Source organism: Peribacillus cavernae, from assembly GCF_003989135.1.
In the GTDB taxonomy this organism is placed as follows: Bacteria; Bacillota; Bacilli; order Bacillales; family DSM-1321; genus Peribacillus; species Peribacillus cavernae.
Map to the genome: position 1 here is coordinate 132,990 of NZ_RYZZ01000015.1, position 20,536 is coordinate 153,525.

The following is a 20,536-nucleotide window of genomic DNA, read 5'->3' on the forward strand; positions in this document are numbered from 1 at the left end:
ATTTTGTATCGGTACGGTTGTAATCAACTCTTTGCCTAGGATTTTCGATCTTCAACACATCCTTCGCCAACCCTGCAATCATCCAAAAAGGTAAATTCCTTTGACTTGTTCTGTATATTAAACCATTTGCATAAACTGAGCAGGAGGTCGTTTTGAATATTGAAAGTCAATAAGACAGTCTGCAGCAAGCCCTTGTCTTCCCTGTAGGAGAAAAAGAATTAATATCTATTGAACATTGCTTCAAAAAGCTAAGGAAAAGCAAGGAGGACTAGGAGTGCAAATATTAAAGGTCTCAGCAAAATCTAATCCTACTTCTGTAGCCGGTGCACTTGCAGGTGTTCTAAGAGAAAGAGGAACCGCAGAAATCCAGGCTATCGGGGCAGGTGCGTTAAATCAAGCAGTAAAGGCAGTGGCGATCTCTAGAGGATTTGTCGCCCCAAGTGGAATGGATTTGATTTGTATTCCTGCTTTTACAGGTTTATTGATTGATGGTGAGGAAAGGACAGCTATTAAGTTGATCGTTGAACCGAGATAAAGAGCATTGTAAGACTAACCTGTTTCACGCTTCTGTAAGCAGGTTAGTCTTTTTGCGCATAATATAAATGCTAAATAAAGAAAGAAACCAAAATAAGCAGATGGTTTGTAAATCGTAATGATTCCGTTTATAATAAAAATATCATTTGAATTGAGGTGATAATTTTGAAAACGAAAGTACACCCTGAATATCATAAAGTCGTGTTCATGGATATGAACAGCGGCTTTACGTTTTTAAGCGGATCAACAAAATCATCGAAAGAAACAATTGATTGGGAAGATGGAAACACCTATCCATTGCTTAAGGTCGAAGTCACTTCCGATACCCATTCTTTTTATACCGGAAGACAAAAGTTTGCCGATAAAGGTGGAAGGGCTGAACGCTTTATGCAAAAGTACAATCTAAAAAATGATAATGAATAATACTGAAGCCTGCATCTAACAACGATGCAGGCTTTTTTTAGATCAAAGATTAGCGAAATAGAGAAGGTTGGCACAAGTTTTCGCTTTTAAGCAGCTAAATTTAGAAATAAATTGCTTTTGAAACGAGGGGTGACATATAATTCTAAATAGATAGATAATTCTGAATGGAGAGGAGGGCTGGCATTCAGAGAAAATCTTAATAGAGACAAAGTGGAAACGACATCAGAGAGGTGGGGAATTAGTGAAAGCGCTTAAATCAATTCTTCTTTGGGGAGTAATTTCTGCACTTGGGGCTGTTAGCTTCGGCGTTGTTGCCCTTAAGCGTGGAGAGAGCATCAATGCAATTTGGATTCTGACTGCGGCTGTTTGTGTGTATGCAGTTGCTTACCGCTTTTATAGTAAATTTATTGCACAAAAAGTATTTGAGTTAGATGACAAACGGCAAACACCAGCAGAAGCAAATAATGACGGAAAAGATTATGTGCCGACAAATAAATGGGTGCTTTTTGGCCATCACTTTGCAGCCATTGCCGGTGCGGGTCCGCTTGTCGGTCCAATCCTCGCTGCGCAAATGGGCTATTTGCCCGGGACTCTTTGGATAGTAGTCGGGGTTGTTTTTGCCGGTGCCGTACAGGATTTTATTATTTTGTTCGGTTCAATGCGCCGGAACGGGAAATCACTTGGTGAAATTATTAAAGAAGAGATTGGCCCAGTTACAGGGTTGATTGCAATGGTTGGTATTTTAGGAATCATGATTATCCTATTGGCAGTACTTGCTCTCGTAGTTGTAAAAGCACTGACGGGAAGTCCTTGGGGGATGTTTACGATTGCGGCAACCATTCCAATTGCTGTCTTTATGGGGATTTATATGCGTTACATACGCCCTGGACGGGTGGGCGAAGCCTCGATAATAGGGATTGTATTATTGCTTCTTTCCCTGTATGGCGGCCAATACGTATCTGAAAACCCTACTCTTGCAGCAATGTTCACATTTAGCGGTGAAACGATTGCACTTATGATGATCGCCTATGGGTTCGTAGCATCGGTACTGCCGGTATGGCTGCTGCTCGCTCCGCGTGATTATTTAAGTACATTTTTAAAAGTTGGAACGATTGTGGGCTTAGCGTTAGGAATCCTTATCGTGGCACCGAATCTGGAAATGCCAGCAGTCACTCAATTTGTGAATGGCACTGGGCCTGTTTTCTCAGGGAATCTATTCCCGTTCTTATTCATTACAATTGCCTGCGGTTCGGTTTCCGGATTCCATGCACTCGTCTCGTCCGGAACAACTCCTAAGATGATTGAACGGGAATCGCATGCGCGCTCGATTGGTTACGGAGCGATGCTTACTGAATCCTTCGTTGCGGTTATGGCAATGATCGCTGCCTGTGTCTTGACACCAGGAATTTATTTTGCAATTAACAGTCCGGCAGCTGTAATCGGCCCTGATGCTGTTACTGCTGCTGCAACAATTTCCGACTGGGGCTTCAAACTGACACCGGACGATTTAACAGAGCTCGCGGACAAAGTCGGAGAAGAAACAGTACTATCCCGTACGGGGGGAGCTCCAACGCTTGCGATCGGAATGGCTGTTATTTTCTCAAATGTGATAGGCGGGGATGCATTGATGGCATTCTGGTATCATTTTGCGATCCTCTTTGAAGCGTTATTTATCTTAACCACCATCGACGCCGGAACCCGTGTCGGGCGTTTTATGATTCAGGATATCATAGGCACCGTGTATAAACCGTTTGCAAGGACAGATGCATGGGTGCCAAATGTTATCGCTACTGCGATTTGTGTAACCGGCTGGGGGTATTTCTTATACCAGGGCGTTATTGACCCGTTAGGCGGGATTAACACCTTATGGCCGTTATTTGGTATCTCAAACCAGATGCTTGCTGGAATTGCGTTGTTGCTTGGAACTACCATTCTATTTAAAATGGGAAAGAAAGCCTATACTTGGATTACGCTTGTGCCTACAACGTTTTTGTTAGTCGTAACGTTGACTGCAGGCTGGCAAAAGTTATTCCATGAAAATCCAAAGATTGGTTTCTTATCACATGCACAGATTTTCAAGGATGCGATCGACAAGGGTGACGTGCTGGCGCCAGCTGCGTCAATGGCCCAGATGAGACAGGTGATGATTAACGATTATGTAGACGCTGCACTTTGTGGGATTTTCATGCTCGTCGTTATTACTGTTTTGATTTCAGCTATCCGCTTATGGATTAAGGTGCTGAAGAACCAGAAAGTGACTCTTCACGAAACGACATATAGACCTCGCGCCTAAAAGGAGGAAATCATGTATAAAAAATTATCAGAGATTATGAGCTATCGTAAACAATTTATTAGCCTGCTGGTCGGTGTGCCATCCTATGAAACATATGTGGAACATATGCAAGTGCATCATCCCGGCAAGCATGTGAAAAACCGAAAAGAGTTTTTCTGCGAAGCACAGGAAGAAAGATTCAACGCAAAGGGCGGTAAAATATCACGCTGCTGTTAATATAAGTGAGAAACATAAATAGTTGAGATTGATTAAAAAGGGTTTCCTCATCATGGAAACCCTTTTATTATGCAAAAATATAGCTTGTAATGTAATTAGTATGTTGGAGATATTAGAATAATTGCACTATATAAAATAGTAAGAGTAATCCTAAATGGTTGAACTCTGCTTTTTTTTAATGTTATCTTTTAGTAATGAGGCTGGCATACTCCCTTGAGGGAACATGTTTTAGTCTGTTTTTTTATTTCTTCCTCGGCATTTAAGCTACTCGTTCATAATCTGCTGTCCTTCACACAAAAGCTTTCAAAATCGCATGCCGTGCCACTTAGGAATAAAAACTTCCACTTTGAACAATCTTTTAATAAGAAAGTCCCGATTTTTCCAATTTAATGAACAATCATTTCATTAAAAGTATAAATAAGTAAAGGGGCCGCAAAATGAATGGAGGAATACGATGAAACCAAATGTCATAGTAAGGGATGTTTCAAAAATTTTTGGGAAGTCTCCAAAGAATGCAATTGATCTTTTGAAAAAAGGATATTCCAAAAAGGACATTTTAAAAGAAACAGGGCATACTGTCGGTGTGAACAAAGCTAATTTTGAGGTCTTTCCCGGAGAAGTTTTCGTGATCATGGGATTATCAGGCAGCGGGAAATCAACTTTGATCCGAATGTTTAACCGCTTGATTACCCCTACTTCAGGTGAAATTTTGATTGATGGGGAAGACCTTGTAAAGATGAATCCGGCACGCTTACGGGAGACGAGAAGGAAAAAAATCAGCATGGTCTTTCAGAACTTTGCGCTTTTTCCACATAAGACGATTCTAGAGAACACGGAGTATGGACTTGAGGTTCAAAAAGTACCTCCTAAAGAACGAAGAGAAAAAGCTATGAAGGCATTGGAAGTCGTAGGTTTAAAGGGATATGAACATCAGTTCCCTTCCCAACTGAGCGGCGGTATGCAGCAGAGGGTGGGACTTGCCAGGGCGCTGGCCAGCGATACTGATATTCTTTTAATGGATGAAGCGTTCAGTGCCCTTGACCCGCTCATTCGAAAGGATATGCAGGATGAGCTGCTCGAAATCCAGGAAAACTTTAAGAAAACGATCATCTTTATCACTCATGACCTGGATGAGGCGTTACGGATAGGTGACCGAATTGCCTTAATGAAAGATGGGAGCATCATCCAGCTCGGAACCCCTGAAGAAATAATGATGAACCCAGCAAATGAATACGTAGAACGCTTTGTTGAGGATGTGGACCTATCACGAGTGCTCACTGCTTCACATGTCATGAAAAGAGCGGAAAGAATATCAGTCGACAGGGGCCCGCGTGTTGCTCTGCAAATTATGAGGGAGCAGGGCTATTCGATGATTTTCGTAGTGGACAGAAAGAAAAAGCTGCTGGGAGCATTAACAGCAGAACAGGCGTCCCTTGCGATCCAGAATAATCAAGCCATTGCAGAAGCAATGACAAAGGATATCCCTACTGTTGGTGAAGCGGTCATGATTGCCGATCTATTAGAGGATATTGCTACCTCAAGTTTGCCACTTTCAGTGGTAGACGATGAAAACCGATTAAAAGGAATCATTATTAGAGGCGCCGTTATTGGTGCGCTTGCAGGAAATAGAGATTCTTTAAATGAAATGGGAAGTGATTAAATGAATGTACCAAAAATACCTCTGGGGTCCTGGATAGACAGGCTTGTCGATTGGATCACTGTTGCTTTTGGCGGTTTTTTCGATTTCTTGACGAATGCAATAGAGTGGATATTGGATATACTCGTCAAGGTTCTTGGCGCAGGTCCTCCTTTGATTCTGATTATTATCCTGACTCTCTTAGCAATGTATACGAGCAGGTGGACGCTGGGACTATTTACGTTTATTTCATTGTTGTTGATTGAAAATCTGGGTTATTGGGACGCGACAATTGATACGCTGGCACTTGTATTATCATCAGGAATTATTACGATATTGATAGGCATTCCAATCGGTATCTGGGTATCCCAAAGTGATACAGCAAAAAAAATAATCATGCCAATTCTGGACTTTATGCAGACGATGCCCGCTTTTGTGTACTTGATTCCGTCCATCTTGTTCTTTGGGATCGGAGTCGTTCCAGGTATCATCGCCTCTGTTATTTTTGCGGTTGCTCCTACGATACGATTGACAAACCTGGGTATTCGGGAAGTGCCTGGGGATTTAATAGAGGCCTCAGAAGCTTTTGGCTCTACAACTGGACAAAGACTTTTTAAAGTTCAAATTCCACTGGCCGCGCCAACCATTCTTGCAGGCGTTAACCAGAGCATTATGCTATCTCTTTCTATGGTTGTTATTGCATCCTTGGTAGGAGCGCCGGGACTCGGGGCCGAGGTGTACAGGGCCGTTACGCAGATTCAGGTAGGCCAGGGATTTGAAGCGGGCTTATCCATCGTAATCATTGCTATTATTCTGGACCGTATTTCACAAAACCTAAGAAAGCCTGCATATGCAGATAAGGTAAACCGAACCATTGTATTTGGGATAGTGGCAGCGGTTTTCGTTGCTGCATTCGCCTACTTCGGTATCACAGAAGCACAAACGGAAAAAGCATCTTCTGACAATGTTGGTGATACAGTAAATTATGAAATCACGGGTATAGATCCAGGGGCAGGTTTGATGAAAGCGACCGAAAAGGCTATGAAGGATTATAAATTATCCGATTGGACCTTGAAGGAAGGATCTTCGACTGCCATGACAGCTGAACTACAGAAAGCGTACGAAGACAAAGAACCGATTATTATTACTGGTTGGACGCCGCATTGGATGTACCAAAAATATGATTTAAAGTACCTGGAAGATCCAAAAGGTTCTTATGGGAAGGGTGAAAACATCCATACGGTTGTTAAACGCGGCTTTGAAGAGGAAGCTCCCGGCGCCTATAAGGTGTTAGACCAGTTTCATTGGAAACCCAGTGATATGGAAGAAGTAATGGTAGATATCCAGGAAGGCATGGATCCAAAAGAGGCAGCAAAGAAATGGGCCAAATCTCATTCTAAAGCCGTACAGCAGTGGACAAAGGGCGCGGAGAAAGGGAACGGACAGGAAATTGTCCTTGTCTATGTTGCCTGGGAATCTGAGATAGCAAGCACCAATGTTATCAGTGAAGTATTGAAGCAGCATGGATATGCAGTCAATATGAAACAAGTGGAGGCTGGCCCGATGTTTGCCGGGATAGCAGATGGAAGTGCTGATGCCATGGTAGCAGCATGGCTTCCAACCACTCATGCTGATTATTTCGAGAGATACAAAAATGAATTGGTCGATCTCGGGGCAAATTTAGAAGGAACGAAACTGGGATTAAGTGTTCCTGAATATATGCAAATTGATTCAATTGAAGACTTAAAAAAATAATGTCTCAAAAAAGATATCCGGAATCCGGATATCTTTTTTGTTTTAAAGTGATGTAATAAAACATAACATTAAATCCGAATAGTTATAAAATTTTACTTGAAACTTTACCTTTAAGAATGTATGATAGTGTTAGTAACATAAATATGTTATAAAATATAACATTTAAATAAAAGTGTTTTGAAAGGGCGGAAAAAAGATGCAGATGGGTGATTCAGTTTTTATGTTTATTGCAACATTGCTGGTTTGGCTTATGACTCCGGGAATTGCATTATTTTATGGAGGAATGGTCAAAAGTAAAAATGTGCTGAGTACTGCAATGCACAGCTATATGCCAATTGCGATTGTATCGATTCTTTGGGTTTTGATTGGTTACTCCCTTTCTTTCTCCACAGGGGGCAATGCCTTTATAGGCAATTTCGATTGGGTTGGGCTGAAGGGTGTTTCCTTTGAACCTAATGCTGAATACAGTGCCACAATTCCACATAACATGTTCATGATGTTCCAAATGACTTTTGCTGTGTTGACCGTTGCTATCATTTCGGGCGGGTTTGCTGAACGTATGCGCTTTTCTGCCTTTATCGTATTTATCGTGATTTGGTCCTTACTTGCATACGCTCCGGTAGCGCACTGGGTATGGGGAGTCGGCGGCTGGTTAAGGGAGCTTGGAGCCCTTGATTTCGCGGGTGGCAATGTTGTTCATATTTCCTCTGGTGTGACCGGGTTGGTGCTGGCGATTCTGTTAGGAAAAAGGAAGGATTCTGAATCCAGTTCGCCTCATAATCTCCCCTTAACATTTTTAGGTGCAACATTGATCTGGTTTGGCTGGTACGGTTTTAATGTAGGAAGTGCGTTGACAATAAACGATGTTGCGATGACTGTTTTTGTTAACACGGCAATCGCGGCTTCTGCCGGTATCCTTGGCTGGATGTTAATCGAATACTTTGTTAATAAAAAGCCTACGATGCTGGGCGGCCTTTCCGGTGCGATATCAGGTTTGGTTGCCATTACTCCTGCCTGCGGATTTGTCACTCCTGCCTCATCGATTATTATCGGCCTTGTCGGAGGCATCGTATGTTTCTGGGGTGTCACTTATTTGAAGAAGAAGCTTGGGTATGATGATGCGTTAGATGCGTTCGGTTTACACGGAATAGGCGGTACATGGGGCGGTATCGCTACTGGTCTTTTTGCAACAACATCTGTAAATTCCGCTGGTGCGGATGGACTTTTCTATGGCGATTTCAGCTTGTTATGGAAACAAGTAGTTGCGATTGTGGCCACTTATATTTTTATCGCAATCATCACCTACGTAATTGCAAAAGCAATTAACGTTTTCGTGCCGATTAGGGTTGACGAAGAACAAGAATCACTGGGACTGGATATTACTCTTCATGGCGAAAAGGCTTACCATGAAACAAACTTTTAAAAATCAGAAATCCGGCGACAAAACCAACCAAAATTTCGGCCCAAAAAAGGGAGGGGTAAAGCTATGGTAGAGGTATTAACAAAAATCGAGATCGTGACACGTCCAAACAAGTTTGAACAATTTAAACAGGAGCTGGCCAAAATCGGGGTGAGCGGGATAACGGTTTCTGAGGTGAAGGGAACCGGCCTACAAAAGGGATATATTGAAACATACAGAGGTACGAGAAAAGAAATTACCTTACATGACCGGATCAAGATTGAGATAGTCGTCTGTGAAGTGCCAGTACAGGATGTAATTGACATTGCCAGAACGTATTTTAATACCGGCCAGCCGGGAGACGGAAAAATCCTCATTTATGAGCTCGCAAACGTCATTAAAATCCGTACCGGTGAAGTGGGGCACGCTGCCTTAAAGAACAATAATTAGACGTGCTCCAAGACGCTAGATAAAGTGAAACTTCTATCGGTGGGGGTTTTCTTTATCCCTCCTTAGACTTCGTGGTTTCTTCTACCTGAAGAGGGGTCTATGTGTTATTGTATCGATTTCGTCTGTGTTTAATCAAGTGTGTTTTTTCGACAAAAGAGCGGTGTGAGAATGGACTTTTTAGTCAGTTAAATATTACCAAAGTGATCACCGATGAACTATATAAGTTGAAATAACCATTTCCTATTTCGGTTAAAGTTTTGTCGTCTCTCTTATCGTTTTGTTGTCTCTTTTCTCATTTTGTCGTCTCTTTTAATTCCAAGTATTGACCGATTTGTGTTAGATGCAATTCTTAATCTCAACTTATAGAGTATTTGAGATCTTTAAACAGGTCAAAGTACGTTGAATTAGCAAGCTTTCAAAAAAGAATTGCTGCTTGTTCAAGCAGCAATTCTCATTTACTTTGAAACCAATTGAAAAAAAGAATTGGTTTTTTACAATCCAAGCGAAATATATTTAACTTCGAGGAATTCCTCGATGCCAAAGTGGCCGCCTTCACGTCCGAGGCCGCTTTGCTTGAAGCCGCCGAATGGCGCCTGCGGAGTGGAAGGAAGCCCGTCGTTTAAGCCGACAATTCCAAATTCGAGTGCCTCAACAACGCGGATGCCCCTTGAAATGTTTTCTGTGAAAACATAGGCTGCAAGGCCATAAATAGAATCATTCGCCCGCTGGATTGCTTCTTCCACAGTTTTAAAGGAAGAAATCGGCATCACAGGTCCGAATGTTTCCTCTTGCATACAAAGCATGCTGTCATCAATATCGGATAAGACGGTCGGTTCCATGAACAGGTCATTCCCCGTGCCGCCCACTTCTAGCTTTGCCCCTAGTTTGATGGCATCATCAATGTGGGCTTGAACTTTTTGCACGGCTTTTTCATTGATTAAAGGCCCGATATCAGTGCCTTCTTCCAAACCGTCCCCTACTTTTAGTTCTTTCACTTTCGGGATAAGCCGGTCGATAAATTCCTGATAGATCGATTCCTGGACATAGACACGGTTGGAACAAACACATGTCTGGCCGGCATTGCGGAACTTAGAACTGATAACCCCTTCCACTGCTTTATCAAGGTCTGCATCTTCCATGACAATAGCTGGTGCATGGCCGCCAAGCTCAAGCGACACCTTTTTTACGGTATCAGCAGAACCGCGCATCAACTGTTTTCCTACTGCGGTTGAGCCGGTAAACGTCAATTTTCTGACACGCTCATCCGCGAGCCAGGCTTCACCGATATCCTTCGCTTCTCCCGTTACAATATTTAGTACTCCTTTTGGAAAACCTGCTTTTTCAGCAAGTTCAGCCAGTTTTAAAGCGGTTAGCGGTGTCAATTCGGCCGGTTTAATGATTACCGTACAGCCGGCTGCAAGGGCAGGTGCAATCTTGCGAGTGATCATCGCTGCCGGGAAATTCCATGGAGTAATAACGGCTACAACTCCAACAGGCTGTTTGGAAACAAAAAGCCGTTTGTTACGCTGGATCGCCGGAATCGTTTCACCGTATATTCGCTTTCCTTCCTCGGCATACCATGATAGAAATCCATTCGCATATGCCACCTCGCCTCGTGCTTCTTTTAAAGGCTTTCCTTGTTCCTTTGTCATCGTCACGGCAAGATCTTCAATATTTTCGTTAATCAGGTCATACCATTTCCGGATCAGGTCGGCGCGTTCATATACTGAAAAAGCGGACCATTCACTGAATGCTTCATAAGCAGCGTCTGCAGCAAGCTTTGCTTCCCGTGAACCGCCATTTGGGATTGTGGCAATTATCTCGCCTGTAGCAGGGTTTTTAACCTCGATTGTATCAAGTCCTCCATCTGTCCACTCGCCATTAATAAACAGTTTATACTTTTCCAAGAAAAAACCTCCTATTAAAATAAGTATCCTTTTCCAACTTGACTAAACTTCGCAAATTGTATCTTCCCTTTATATATACCCTATATTATAAATGATTCACCATCGATCCTGAATATTTCTGTTTGAGAAATAGGAAAATAAATAAAGGCCACCCTCTCATATATTATTATAGGATACGGAAAGAACCGACAAATAAACGATCTAGTCAAAGTATAAATATAAAGTAGTAGCGTGTTTTTTTATTTCCGAGTAAATTAATAAGAAAACTTTGTTGACATTATCAATCAATGTGTTATTCTGTTTAATAATTAAACTTATCGAGAGCGGCGGAGGGAATTGGCCCTGTGAAGTCCGGCAACCTGCAAATCCTGCAAGGTGCCAAATCCGACAAAATGTAAGCCATTTTGGAAGATAGGTATATGTTCATAAACATTACCTGATATCGTCTTTCCGAAGTGGAAAGATATTTTTTTTGAAATAAATGCTTCATTTTTTCGACAAGATTTATGTATAACTTCAACGTACGACGAAGTTATAAAGACGTGGCAGTCTTGGTCGGCCGTCGCCCAACTGCTTTTCTTAATTACAAGAAGATACACGAGCTGACTAGACAAACTAGAGGCGGTATTGACGATTTTCTGTTAATGCTGCCTTTTTATTGGGGGCTGTTAAATGATGAGTAATTTATTGGAATATACAGACTTTGAGGCGTTTACCCCTGTCGATTTTTCGATTGATAATGACACAAAAGGGGCGCTGGAGGTTTTGGAGTGGGCCTATGCCCACTACGGCGATGAATTGGTATATGCTTGCAGCTTTGGGATAGAAGGGATTGTCCTAATCGACTTAATAGCGAAGGTCAATGAGCGGGCAAGGATTGTGTTCCTGGATACGGATCTTCATTTCAAAGAAACGTACGAATTAATCGAGCAAGTAAAACAACGTTATCCGCTTCTGCAGATTGAGATGAAGAAACCGGAACTTACCCTCGAAGAGCAGGCAGAGCAGTATGGCGATGCTTTATGGGAAAGAGAGCCGAATAAATGCTGTGAGATTAGAAAGGTAATCCCGCTCAATGAAGTTCTTTCCGGTCCGGCCGCATGGTTATCCGGCTTAAGAAGGGAACAGTCCGAAACAAGAAAGAATACCCAGTTCATCAATAAGGATAATAAATTCAAATCGATTAAAATTTGCCCGCTTATCCATTGGACATGGAAGGATGTTTGGCGCTATGCCCATAAGAACGGGCTGCCTTATAATATCCTCCACGATAAAGGATATCCGAGCATAGGCTGTGAAAAATGTACAAAGCCTGCCTTCAATGAAGCTGACTTAAGGGCCGGCCGTTGGACTGGAACAGGAAAAACCGAATGCGGGCTGCATTTATAAAGCCCAATTCATGACTTATTATAAAAGCAATTTTTCTCTTATCATAATAACGTAACTATACTGGAGGTTGTACACGTGACAGTAAGCAAGCCGCATGGAGGAACATTGATTAACCGTTGGAATCCAGACTATGATATCTACCAAATTGATAAAGAAATTGAAATGGATAAAATGGCATTAAGTGACCTGGAACTGATCGGCACAGGAGGATATAGTCCGATTGAAGGTTTTTTTACCCAAAGGGATTATGATTCTGTTGTCAAAGAAATGCACCTTTCCAATGGATATGTCTGGAGTATCCCGATTACATTGCCGGTGACAGAAGATCAGGCTAAGGACATTTCTACAGGTGAGGAAGTCAGGCTGGTGCACGATGGCAAAACGTACGGCGTGATAAAGGTTGCTGATATTTATCAACCGGATAAACAGAAGGAAGCACTGTCCGTTTACGGGACGGATAGCGACGAGCATCCGGGTGTAAAGAAGCTGTACAGCAGGGGCACAGTCTACATTGGTGGGGAAATCCAACTTGTAAAAAGAATAGCCCGTGAAGGATTTCAGGAATTTTACAATGATCCAGCAGAAACAAGAAAGATATTTGAGGAAAAAGGATGGAAGACAATTGTCGGTTTCCAGACACGGAATCCAGTCCATCGCGCTCATGAATATATTCAAAAATCAGCTCTTGAGATTGTGGATGGCTTATTATTGAATCCGCTCGTAGGAGAAACGAAGTCTGATGATATTCCGGCTGATATCAGAATGGAAAGCTATCAGGTTTTACTTGAAAAGTACTACCCTAAAGACCGGGTTTTCCTATCGGTATTCCCTGCAGCAATGAGATACGCCGGGCCAAGGGAAGCGATTTTCCACGCAATGGTCAGGAAAAACTACGGATGTACCCATTTCATAGTAGGCCGTGACCATGCCGGCGTAGGAAATTACTACGGAACATACGATGCACAGAAGATTTTCGGTAACTTTACAGAAGATGAGCTGGGAATTACTTTATTATTCTTTGAACATAGCTTTTACTGCAAGAAATGTGAAAACATGGCATCAACAAAAACATGCCCGCATGGTAAAGAGGATCGTATTATCTTATCTGGGACCAAGGTAAGGGAGATGCTGCGTAACGGTGAAATCCCGCCAAGCACATTCAGCCGCAAAGAAGTTGTCGAAGTCTTGATTAGAGGCATGCAAAAAACTACAGTACAGGTTTGACGGAAAAGGAGGGCTCATTTTGGCTGCAAGTACAAATGTTACATGGCATGATTTATCACTAACAAAAGAATTTCGGAGAGTGCAAAACGCCCATCACAGTTTTGTCATCTGGTTTACAGGACTGTCAGGTTCAGGGAAATCTACTGTAGCGAACGAATTGGCCAACAGGCTTTATAAGGATGGGATCAGTAACTATGTCTTGGATGGAGACAACATCCGGCATGGTTTGAATAACGACCTTGGATTTTCGGAGGAAGACCGAAAAGAAAATATCCGCAGAATCGGGGAAGTATCAAAGTTATTTGTGGACAGCGGCCAGGTCGTTTTGACTGCGTTTATTTCGCCATTCAAAGAGGACCGTGAAATTGTCCGAAATCTTCTTGAAGTAGATGAGTTCATTGAGGTCTATGTTAAATGCCCAATCGAAGAGTGTGAAAACCGCGACCCTAAAGGGCTATATCAAAAAGCAAGAAATGGCTTGATCAAAGACTTTACCGGCATCGACTCTCCTTATGAAGAACCGGAAAATCCCGAATTTGTAGTTGAAACAGATCGTTTTTCAACGGAGGAATGTGTCGAGCAGTTAGTCAGCTATTTAACAGAACGTAATTTCATCTAAGTCTAAGATATATGAATTTTTCCAATTAAAAGAAGATTTTTATAAACTTGCTCCTGAGCAGTTTATCGGATATTCTGTTCCTTGTACCGGAAAGAAGAAAATCCGAAAAGGGGCCGGCTTTGTTTTATCGCATCTAGAAAGCTTAAGCAAGCAGGAAGGGTGAAGAAAATGGGGAAGGTTTACTTGGTTGGTGCAGGACCTGGTGATCCTGAGCTTATTACAGTCAAAGGATTGAAATGTATCCAGAAAGCAGATGTTATTCTATACGATCGATTAATTAATGAAGAATTGTTGAACTACGCAAAACCGGATGCTGAGTTGATTTACTGTGGTAAGCTCCCGGATGATCACTTGCTTCAGCAAGAGACGATCAACCATTTTCTTGTCAAATATGCTAAAAAAGGAAATGTCGTGACCCGATTAAAAGGCGGAGATCCGTTCGTATTTGGAAGAGGCGGCGAAGAAGCGGAAGCTCTTGCAAAGCATGGAATCGAATTTGAAATCGTCCCGGGAATCACCGCTGGAATTGCAGCACCGGCTTATGCCGGGATTCCGGTAACACACCGGGAATATGGTTCTTCATTTGCCTTTATTACAGGCCACCGGAAGAATGGTGAAGAGGACGATCATAAGTGGGATGCTCTTGCAAAAGGGATTGATACGCTCGCTATATATATGGGTGTGAAAAATCTTCCTTACATTCAGCAAAAGCTGCTTGAACACGGCAAAAGTGCGGACACCCCGGTGGCCTTCATTCACTGGGGAACGTTTCCTGACCAGAAAACGGTAGTCACTACTCTTGGATCCGCCGCAGACATCATTGTTAAAGAAGAAATTAAAAATCCTTCTCTGATTATTATCGGAGAGGTTGTAAAGATGCGCGAAAAGATTAGCTGGTTTGAACAGTTGAACAAGAATGAAGGATTGCTAGTCAGCGAGGGATTTTAATGGAAGCTATTTTGTACATTTGCCACGGAAGCAGGGTATGTGAAGCCTGTGAGCAGGCGATCTCTTTTATCAAAAATTGTATGCTCCAAAGTGATGTTCTCATCCAGGAGTACTGTTTTCTTGAACTGGCTGATCCGACAATCGAAGCAGCCTATGAGAGATGTGTCCGAAGAGGGGCGACAAGGATTAATGTCATTCCAGTCTTGTTGCTGACAGCTGCGCATGCAAAAGAAGATATTCCAAACGAACTGGAAAGAATCGGAAAACAGTATCCGGAAGTGGAAATGGTTTATGGCAGGCCAATTGGCGTCCATCATCATATGATTGATATTTTGATGGAGCGGCTTGACGAAACCAGTGAAGAATTGAGTGAAGATTCCATGGTTCTCTTGATTGGAAGAGGAAGCAGCGATCCGGACGTAAAGCGTGATTTATCCCGCATCGCCCAATTGCTAAAAGAGAAAGCGGGTTTAAACAGGGTGGATACCTGTTACTTAACTGCCGCAGAACCCGGTTTGGAGGAAGCCCTGCAAACAGCGAAGCAGAGCAGCTATAAGAAAATATTTATCATCCCCTATCTGCTTTTTACAGGAATCTTAATGAAGACGATTCAAAAGACAGTCAAGGATTATAGCTCCGATGGAGACAAGGAATATATTTTATCCAATTACCTAGGATATCACCCGTTGATCGGAAACATCCTCCAAGAGCGTGTGATCGAACTTTCAGGAGGCGTTGACCGTGTTTCCGATCATGCTTAATGTCGCAGGCAAACTGTGTGTAGTTATTGGCGGTGGAAAAATTGCGTATCGAAAGGTTGTTCCTTTACTTGAAGCGGGAGCATGTATTCATATCATTAGTCCAGAAATATGTGAGGAAATGAACAAGCTTTGGACCGAGCAAAAGCTAAAAGTGTCCTTAAAAGAAGCTGAACAAAGCGATTATGAACATGCTTTCATGGTCATTGCCGCTACAAACTCCAATGAAGTAAATGAACATATACATGAAAATACGAAGGAAAACCAGCTCGTAAATATCGTAAGTGACCATAAGCTGGGGAATTTCCACATCCCTTCTTCCGCAGTAAGAGGAAGGCTAGTGATCAGCGTTTCAACTGGGGGTGCCAGCCCCGCTCTTGCAAAAAAAATAAAAAACGATTTACTCGCTCAATTTGATGAAGCTTATGAATGCTATCTTGATTTCTTGTGGGAAGCGCGCAAGAAAATTAAGAACGGCCGCCTTGACAATTCAGAAAAGTCAAACTTGTTAGCAGAGTTAATCGACGAAAAATATAAAGACTCAGAGATAGAAAGAAACAGATTCATGACCCGGTTGCAGGACATGTTTAACGGTTGAAACAGTGCTGCCGGCTTGATGGGGTATAAATGAAGAGTGTTCCCCATTGTATAATCATTCAATTGTGAGGCTTTTTTTGACTATAAATCAGACCAAAAAGATAGGAAAAGGGGGATTTGATGAAAAAATTACTTGTTTTGTCCTTTGTCGGTTTTCTTGCACAGTTGATCGATGGTTCTTTAGGAATGGCTTATGGAGTTACCTCCTCTTCCCTTTTACTGGCCTTTGGGATTGCCCCCGCAGTAGCTTCTGCTTCTGTTCATCTATCTGAAGTTGTAACAACGGCAGCATCGGGGATATCACATATCAGGTTCGGAAATGTAGATCGAAAAATGGTGTTTCGATTGATCATTCCGGGTTCTGTTGGAGCCTTCGCAGGAGCCTGCTTTTTAAGCAATTTGCCTGGGAATCTCGTAAAACCTTATGTTTCGACATTCCTATTGATTCTCGGTGTCTATATTATCATTCGATTTTTGTTTCTGTTTAGACCTACCGAAGAGAAGGAATCTCCGCCTTTGCCGTATAAGCAGTCCATTCCTCTGGGGTTGATTGCCGGGTTTGCCGATGCTACTGGCGGCGGAGGCTGGGGACCGATCGCGACACCGATTCTTTTATCCAAAAAAGGAATGACAGCCCGAAAGGTAATAGGGACAGTAGATACGACTGAATTTGCTGTTGCTTTGTCAGCCACTGCAGGTTTTATCCTATCTTTAGGTTGGGATACGGTGAATTGGCTGTGGGTAGGTGCTTTAATGCTTGGCGGCGTTTTTGCGGCCCCGATTGCTGCGTGGCTTGTCAGGATCATTCCGGCACAACTGATGGGAGTGTTTGTCGGAGGCTTTATCATCATAGTGAATGCGCGCACATTAGTAACCTCCTGGCTGCCGAATTCAGCAGAACACTATCCAACTATTTACACTCTCATTTTGCTATTGTGGGCAATCGCTTTATTTTTCTCTGTCAAAAAACAGATTAATATAAACAAAAACAACTTGGTAAATGGGTCGGCTACTAAAAGTGATAATCGAGCAATCTGAGACCATCAAAATGTAATAGAAACAAGTTCGCTCGATAAAACATGAAGCAGAGATTAAAGAAATTAACAGAACAGTGAAGAATCAATAAAAAGACCGTTTATGGAAAAAGAAACGGTTTTTTTTTATATCTTAAAATTGCTATCTTACCGAACTTCCAAAATCGTGATATTTTAAACAATAAATGTATTTCATTGGAAATTATATGATAATATTCAAAACAGGGGGTATACCAATGGATCAAAAAATTTTACCCGCTTCAGCGAGCATAAAGGAATTTGAGTGTTTTTTGGAGAGTCCTTATGAAATAGGCGTATTTCTGGATTTGCATATTTCACAATTAAAAAATGTGCATAGGATGGCGATGCAATATAAGAAAAAAATGATTTACCATGTTGATTTGATTAATGGCCTCAAAAGCGATGAATATGCCGCAGAATACATTTGCCAGGAATTCGATCCGTATGGATTAATTTCCACGAAATCCGGGGTCATTTTAAAAGCCAAGCAAAAAGGGGTGCTTGCGATTCAAAGGATTTTCTTGATTGATTCCCATGCACTGGAGAAAAACTATAAACTCGTCCAGAAAACAAAGCCAGATTATATTGAGGTTCTTCCTGGGACAATGCCGTGGATGATAAGAGAAGTAAAGGACAGGTTAAAGACCCCCATCTTTGCGGGGGGACTCATTCGCACCCCTGACGAAGTGTACAACGCCCTGGAAGCAGGGGCTGATGCAATCACTACGTCTAAAAAGGAGTTGTGGAATTTATTTTTAAAGTAATGAAAAAAGATTGAAATATTATATTGACAGCGCTTACAGATAAAATTATACTTAAAGTACAAGTTAATCATTGTGACGGAGATTAGGAGATCCACAACAGACGCACTCTTTTTTTGAGACACGTCCTGCTGTGGATCTCCTTCTTTTTGTTACATAAGTTTTTAATATTCTCTATAAGGGAAGTGGATATTGCAATGACTGGATTTTGGGGAGAAGTAGTCGGCACCATGATTTTGATTTTGTTTGGGGCAGGCATTGGGGCAGGGAGTTCTTTAAAAGGTTCCTATTCTAATAATGCCGGCTGGATTGTAATTACCATTGCCTGGGGCCTTGCTGTAACGATGGGTGTTTTTGCGGTAGGTTCCATAAGTGGGGCACATTTAAATCCCGCAGTCAGTATAGCATTGGCCATCAATGGGGACTTTCCATGGACTGATGTTCCAGGGTACATCCTGGCACAAATGATTGGAGCCATCCTGGGTGCAACTCTGGTATTCTTACATTATTTGCCTCACTGGAAGGTCACAGAAGATCCAGGGGCCAAGCTTGGCGTGTTTGCCACCAGCCCAGCTATTCCTCATACATTTGCTAACTTACTGAGTGAAATGATTGGTACATTTATCCTTGTGCTTGGCTTATTATTTATCGGGGCTAATAAGTTTACAGAAGGATTGAATCCTTTTGCAGTGGGCTTGTTGATCGTTGTCATCGGGATGTCGTTGGGTGGGACAACAGGCTATGCGATTAACCCAGCCCGTGACCTTGGTCCTCGTATTGCTCACTTCCTGCTTCCTATTCCTGGTAAGGGAAGTTCAAATTGGAGTTACTCGTGGATCCCGGTTGTCGGTCCTATTTTAGGCGGTGCCCTTGGAGCAGTATTTTATAAAACAGTGTTTATAGGTGAGCTCACTGTAACATTTTGGACGGTTTTGGCGGTAAGTTTAGCTATACTATTGACGGCTTATGCTTTTGGGGAAAAACAGTCTAATGAAGTAGACAGCAGTAAAGTCGCCAGTTAACTAAGAGGAAACAGGGGGAATATGTAATGGAAAAATATATTTTATCTCTAGATCAAGGAACAACCAGCTCACGTGCTATCCTTTTTAATAAAAGTGGCGCTATTGTCCACACAGCTCAAAGGGAATTCACACAGCACTTTCCTAAGCCGGGATGGGTTGAGCATAATGCAAATGAAATTTGGGGTTCCATTTTGGGCGTTATTGCCGGAGTGTTGTCCGAATCAGGTGTGAAGCCGGAACAGGTTGCGGGCATCGGGATCACCAACCAGCGTGAAACTGCAGTTGTTTGGGATAAAGAAACTGGTGTACCTGTTTACAATGCCATCGTGTGGCAATCGAGACAGACGAGCGGGATTTGCGATGAGTTAAAGGAAAAAGGCTACAATGGTCTATTCCGCGAGAAAACCGGCTTGCTGATTGATGCCTATTTTTCGGGTACAAAGGTAAAATGGATCCTCGACAATGTGGAAGGGGCGCGTAAAAAAGCGGACGAAGGAAAGCTTTTATTTGGAACGATTGACACGTGGCTCATCTGGAAGCTGTCTGGCGGTAAAGCTCATGTTACGGACTATTCAAACGCATCCAGGACCCTGATGTTTAATATCTATGATTTAGTGTGGGATGATGAACTGCTTGACATATTGGGCGTTCCTAAAAATATGCTTCCAGAAGTAAAACCGTCTTCTGAAGTGTACGCCCATACCGTCGACTATCATTTCTTCGGCCATGCCATCCCGATCGCCGGGGCTGCAGGAGACCAGCAGGCAGCGCTGTTTGGCCAGGCGTGCTTCAAAGAAGGGATGGCAAAGAATACGTATGGCACTGGATGCTTTATGCTGATGAATACGGGTGAAAAGGCCGTACGCTCGTCTCACGGACTTCTGACCACCCTGGCTTGGGGCTTAAATGGAAAAGTTGAATATGCTTTAGAGGGCAGCATATTTGTTGCCGGATCAGCGATTCAATGGCTCCGCGACGGTCTAAGAATGCTGAAAGACGCAAGTGCAAGCGAGGATTACGCAAAAAGGGTGGAGAGTACAGATGGTGTATATGTAGTTCCAGCCTTCGTTGGACTGGGTACACCATATTGGGACAGTGATGTACGCGGTGCTGTGTTCGGTTTGACGCGCGGAACCTCAAAAGAACACTTTGTACGTGCTACCCTTGAATCCCTTGCTTATCAAACGAAGGATGTTTTGGATGCAATGGAAGCCGACTCCGGGATCGCTCTTCAAAGACTCCGCGTGGACGGGGGAGCTGTTAAAAACGCCTTCTTGATGGAATTCCAAAGCAATCTTTTACAAGTGCCGGTTGAAAGGCCTACAGTCAACGAAACAACGGCACTTGGTGCTGCTTATCTGGCCGGGCTGGCTGTTGGCTATTGGAAGGATAAAGATGAGATTGCTAAGCAATGGGCAATTGAAGAAACATTTGAGCCAAACATGGAAAAACAAAAAAGCGAGGAGTTATATAAAGGCTGGCAGAAAGCTGTTTATGCAGCAATGGCTTTTAAATAACCGTTTTCCTTTCTAAAAATTTGTGGTATAATA

At 42.6% G+C, this 20,536-nt stretch carries 19 protein-coding genes and 1 riboswitch; of the genes, 18 read left to right on the forward strand and 1 reads right to left on the reverse strand.

Annotation, left to right across the window (positions count from 1 at the left end; translation table 11 throughout):
* Window positions 1-274: 274 nt before the first annotated feature.
* The 8 genes from ELQ35_RS12060 (at window position 275) to ELQ35_RS12095 (ending at window position 8,706) form a co-directional block, all read left to right on the forward strand.
* On the forward strand, window positions 275-535 hold the full coding sequence (locus ELQ35_RS12060) for a stage V sporulation protein S (protein ID WP_126865064.1): 261 nt from the start codon (window positions 275-277) through the stop codon (window positions 533-535).
* Window positions 536-699: 164 nt separating this feature from the next.
* Window positions 700-957 (forward strand): type B 50S ribosomal protein L31, encoded by a 258-nt coding sequence (locus ELQ35_RS12065; RefSeq protein ID WP_126865065.1) that lies wholly within the window; start codon window positions 700-702, stop codon window positions 955-957.
* Between the two features lie 241 nt (window positions 958-1,198).
* Window positions 1,199-3,250 carry a carbon starvation CstA family protein gene (locus ELQ35_RS12070; RefSeq protein ID WP_126865066.1) on the forward strand — a complete coding sequence of 684 codons (2,052 nt, stop codon included), beginning with the start codon at window positions 1,199-1,201 and terminating at the stop codon, window positions 3,248-3,250.
* Between the two features lie 12 nt (window positions 3,251-3,262).
* A complete protein-coding gene (locus ELQ35_RS12075; protein ID WP_126865067.1) occupies window positions 3,263-3,466 on the forward strand; it encodes a YbdD/YjiX family protein in 204 nt (67 codons plus the stop codon).
* 454 nt (window positions 3,467-3,920) lie between these two features.
* A complete protein-coding gene (locus tag ELQ35_RS12080) occupies window positions 3,921-5,126 on the forward strand; it encodes a quaternary amine ABC transporter ATP-binding protein (RefSeq protein WP_126865068.1) in 1,206 nt (401 codons plus the stop codon).
* Entirely contained in the window at window positions 5,127-6,857 is a 1,731-nt protein-coding gene (locus tag ELQ35_RS23460) for a glycine betaine ABC transporter substrate-binding protein (protein ID WP_126865069.1), read from the forward strand.
* A gap of 196 nt (window positions 6,858-7,053) precedes the next feature.
* On the forward strand, window positions 7,054-8,280 hold the full coding sequence (locus ELQ35_RS12090) for an ammonium transporter (RefSeq protein ID WP_126865070.1): 1,227 nt from the start codon (window positions 7,054-7,056) through the stop codon (window positions 8,278-8,280).
* A 63-nt stretch (window positions 8,281-8,343) separates the two neighbouring features.
* Window positions 8,344-8,706: a P-II family nitrogen regulator gene (locus ELQ35_RS12095; RefSeq protein ID WP_126865071.1), complete on the forward strand. Its 363-nt coding sequence runs from the start codon at window positions 8,344-8,346 to the stop codon at window positions 8,704-8,706.
* A 491-nt stretch (window positions 8,707-9,197) separates the two neighbouring features.
* On the opposite strand, the gene ELQ35_RS12100 is transcribed toward ELQ35_RS12095, so the two are convergent.
* Window positions 9,198-10,613 carry an NAD-dependent succinate-semialdehyde dehydrogenase gene (locus ELQ35_RS12100; RefSeq protein ID WP_126865072.1) on the reverse strand — a complete coding sequence of 472 codons (1,416 nt, stop codon included), beginning with the start codon at window positions 10,611-10,613 and terminating at the stop codon, window positions 9,198-9,200.
* A 311-nt stretch (window positions 10,614-10,924) separates the two neighbouring features.
* Window positions 10,925-11,031: riboswitch (SAM riboswitch) on the forward strand.
* A gap of 257 nt (window positions 11,032-11,288) precedes the next feature.
* On the opposite strand from ELQ35_RS12100, the gene ELQ35_RS12105 reads away from it, so the two are divergent.
* The 10 genes from ELQ35_RS12105 (at window position 11,289) to glpK (ending at window position 20,503) form a co-directional block, all read left to right on the forward strand.
* Window positions 11,289-12,002, forward strand: a complete 714-nt coding sequence (locus ELQ35_RS12105; RefSeq protein WP_126865073.1) for a phosphoadenylyl-sulfate reductase — start codon at window positions 11,289-11,291, stop codon at window positions 12,000-12,002.
* Window positions 12,003-12,077: 75 nt separating this feature from the next.
* Window positions 12,078-13,226 carry a sulfate adenylyltransferase gene (gene sat / locus ELQ35_RS12110; RefSeq protein ID WP_126865074.1) on the forward strand — a complete coding sequence of 383 codons (1,149 nt, stop codon included), beginning with the start codon at window positions 12,078-12,080 and terminating at the stop codon, window positions 13,224-13,226.
* A gap of 19 nt (window positions 13,227-13,245) precedes the next feature.
* A complete protein-coding gene (cysC, locus tag ELQ35_RS12115; protein ID WP_126865075.1) occupies window positions 13,246-13,845 on the forward strand; it encodes an adenylyl-sulfate kinase in 600 nt (199 codons plus the stop codon).
* A gap of 168 nt (window positions 13,846-14,013) precedes the next feature.
* On the forward strand, window positions 14,014-14,793 hold the full coding sequence (gene cobA, locus ELQ35_RS12120; RefSeq protein ID WP_126865076.1) for a uroporphyrinogen-III C-methyltransferase: 780 nt from the start codon (window positions 14,014-14,016) through the stop codon (window positions 14,791-14,793).
* A complete protein-coding gene (locus ELQ35_RS12125; protein ID WP_126865077.1) occupies window positions 14,793-15,554 on the forward strand; it encodes a sirohydrochlorin chelatase in 762 nt (253 codons plus the stop codon). The genes cobA and ELQ35_RS12125 overlap by 1 nt, the downstream gene beginning before the upstream one ends.
* Complete coding sequence (locus ELQ35_RS12130; RefSeq protein ID WP_126865078.1) at window positions 15,535-16,149, forward strand: NAD(P)-binding protein; 615 nt, start codon at window positions 15,535-15,537, stop codon at window positions 16,147-16,149. The genes ELQ35_RS12125 and ELQ35_RS12130 overlap by 20 nt, the downstream gene beginning before the upstream one ends.
* 119 nt (window positions 16,150-16,268) lie before the next feature.
* A complete protein-coding gene (locus ELQ35_RS12135) occupies window positions 16,269-17,186 on the forward strand; it encodes a sulfite exporter TauE/SafE family protein (RefSeq protein ID WP_126865079.1) in 918 nt (305 codons plus the stop codon).
* A gap of 232 nt (window positions 17,187-17,418) precedes the next feature.
* Window positions 17,419-17,967: a glycerol-3-phosphate responsive antiterminator gene (locus tag ELQ35_RS12140; RefSeq protein ID WP_126865080.1), complete on the forward strand. Its 549-nt coding sequence runs from the start codon at window positions 17,419-17,421 to the stop codon at window positions 17,965-17,967.
* A 194-nt stretch (window positions 17,968-18,161) separates the two neighbouring features.
* Window positions 18,162-18,986, forward strand: coding sequence for an MIP/aquaporin family protein (locus tag ELQ35_RS12145; RefSeq protein WP_126865081.1), 825 nt, complete (start codon window positions 18,162-18,164; stop codon window positions 18,984-18,986).
* 26 nt (window positions 18,987-19,012) lie between these two features.
* A complete protein-coding gene (gene glpK / locus ELQ35_RS12150; RefSeq protein WP_126865082.1) occupies window positions 19,013-20,503 on the forward strand; it encodes a glycerol kinase GlpK in 1,491 nt (496 codons plus the stop codon).
* The last annotated feature ends 33 nt before the right edge of the window (window positions 20,504-20,536 follow it).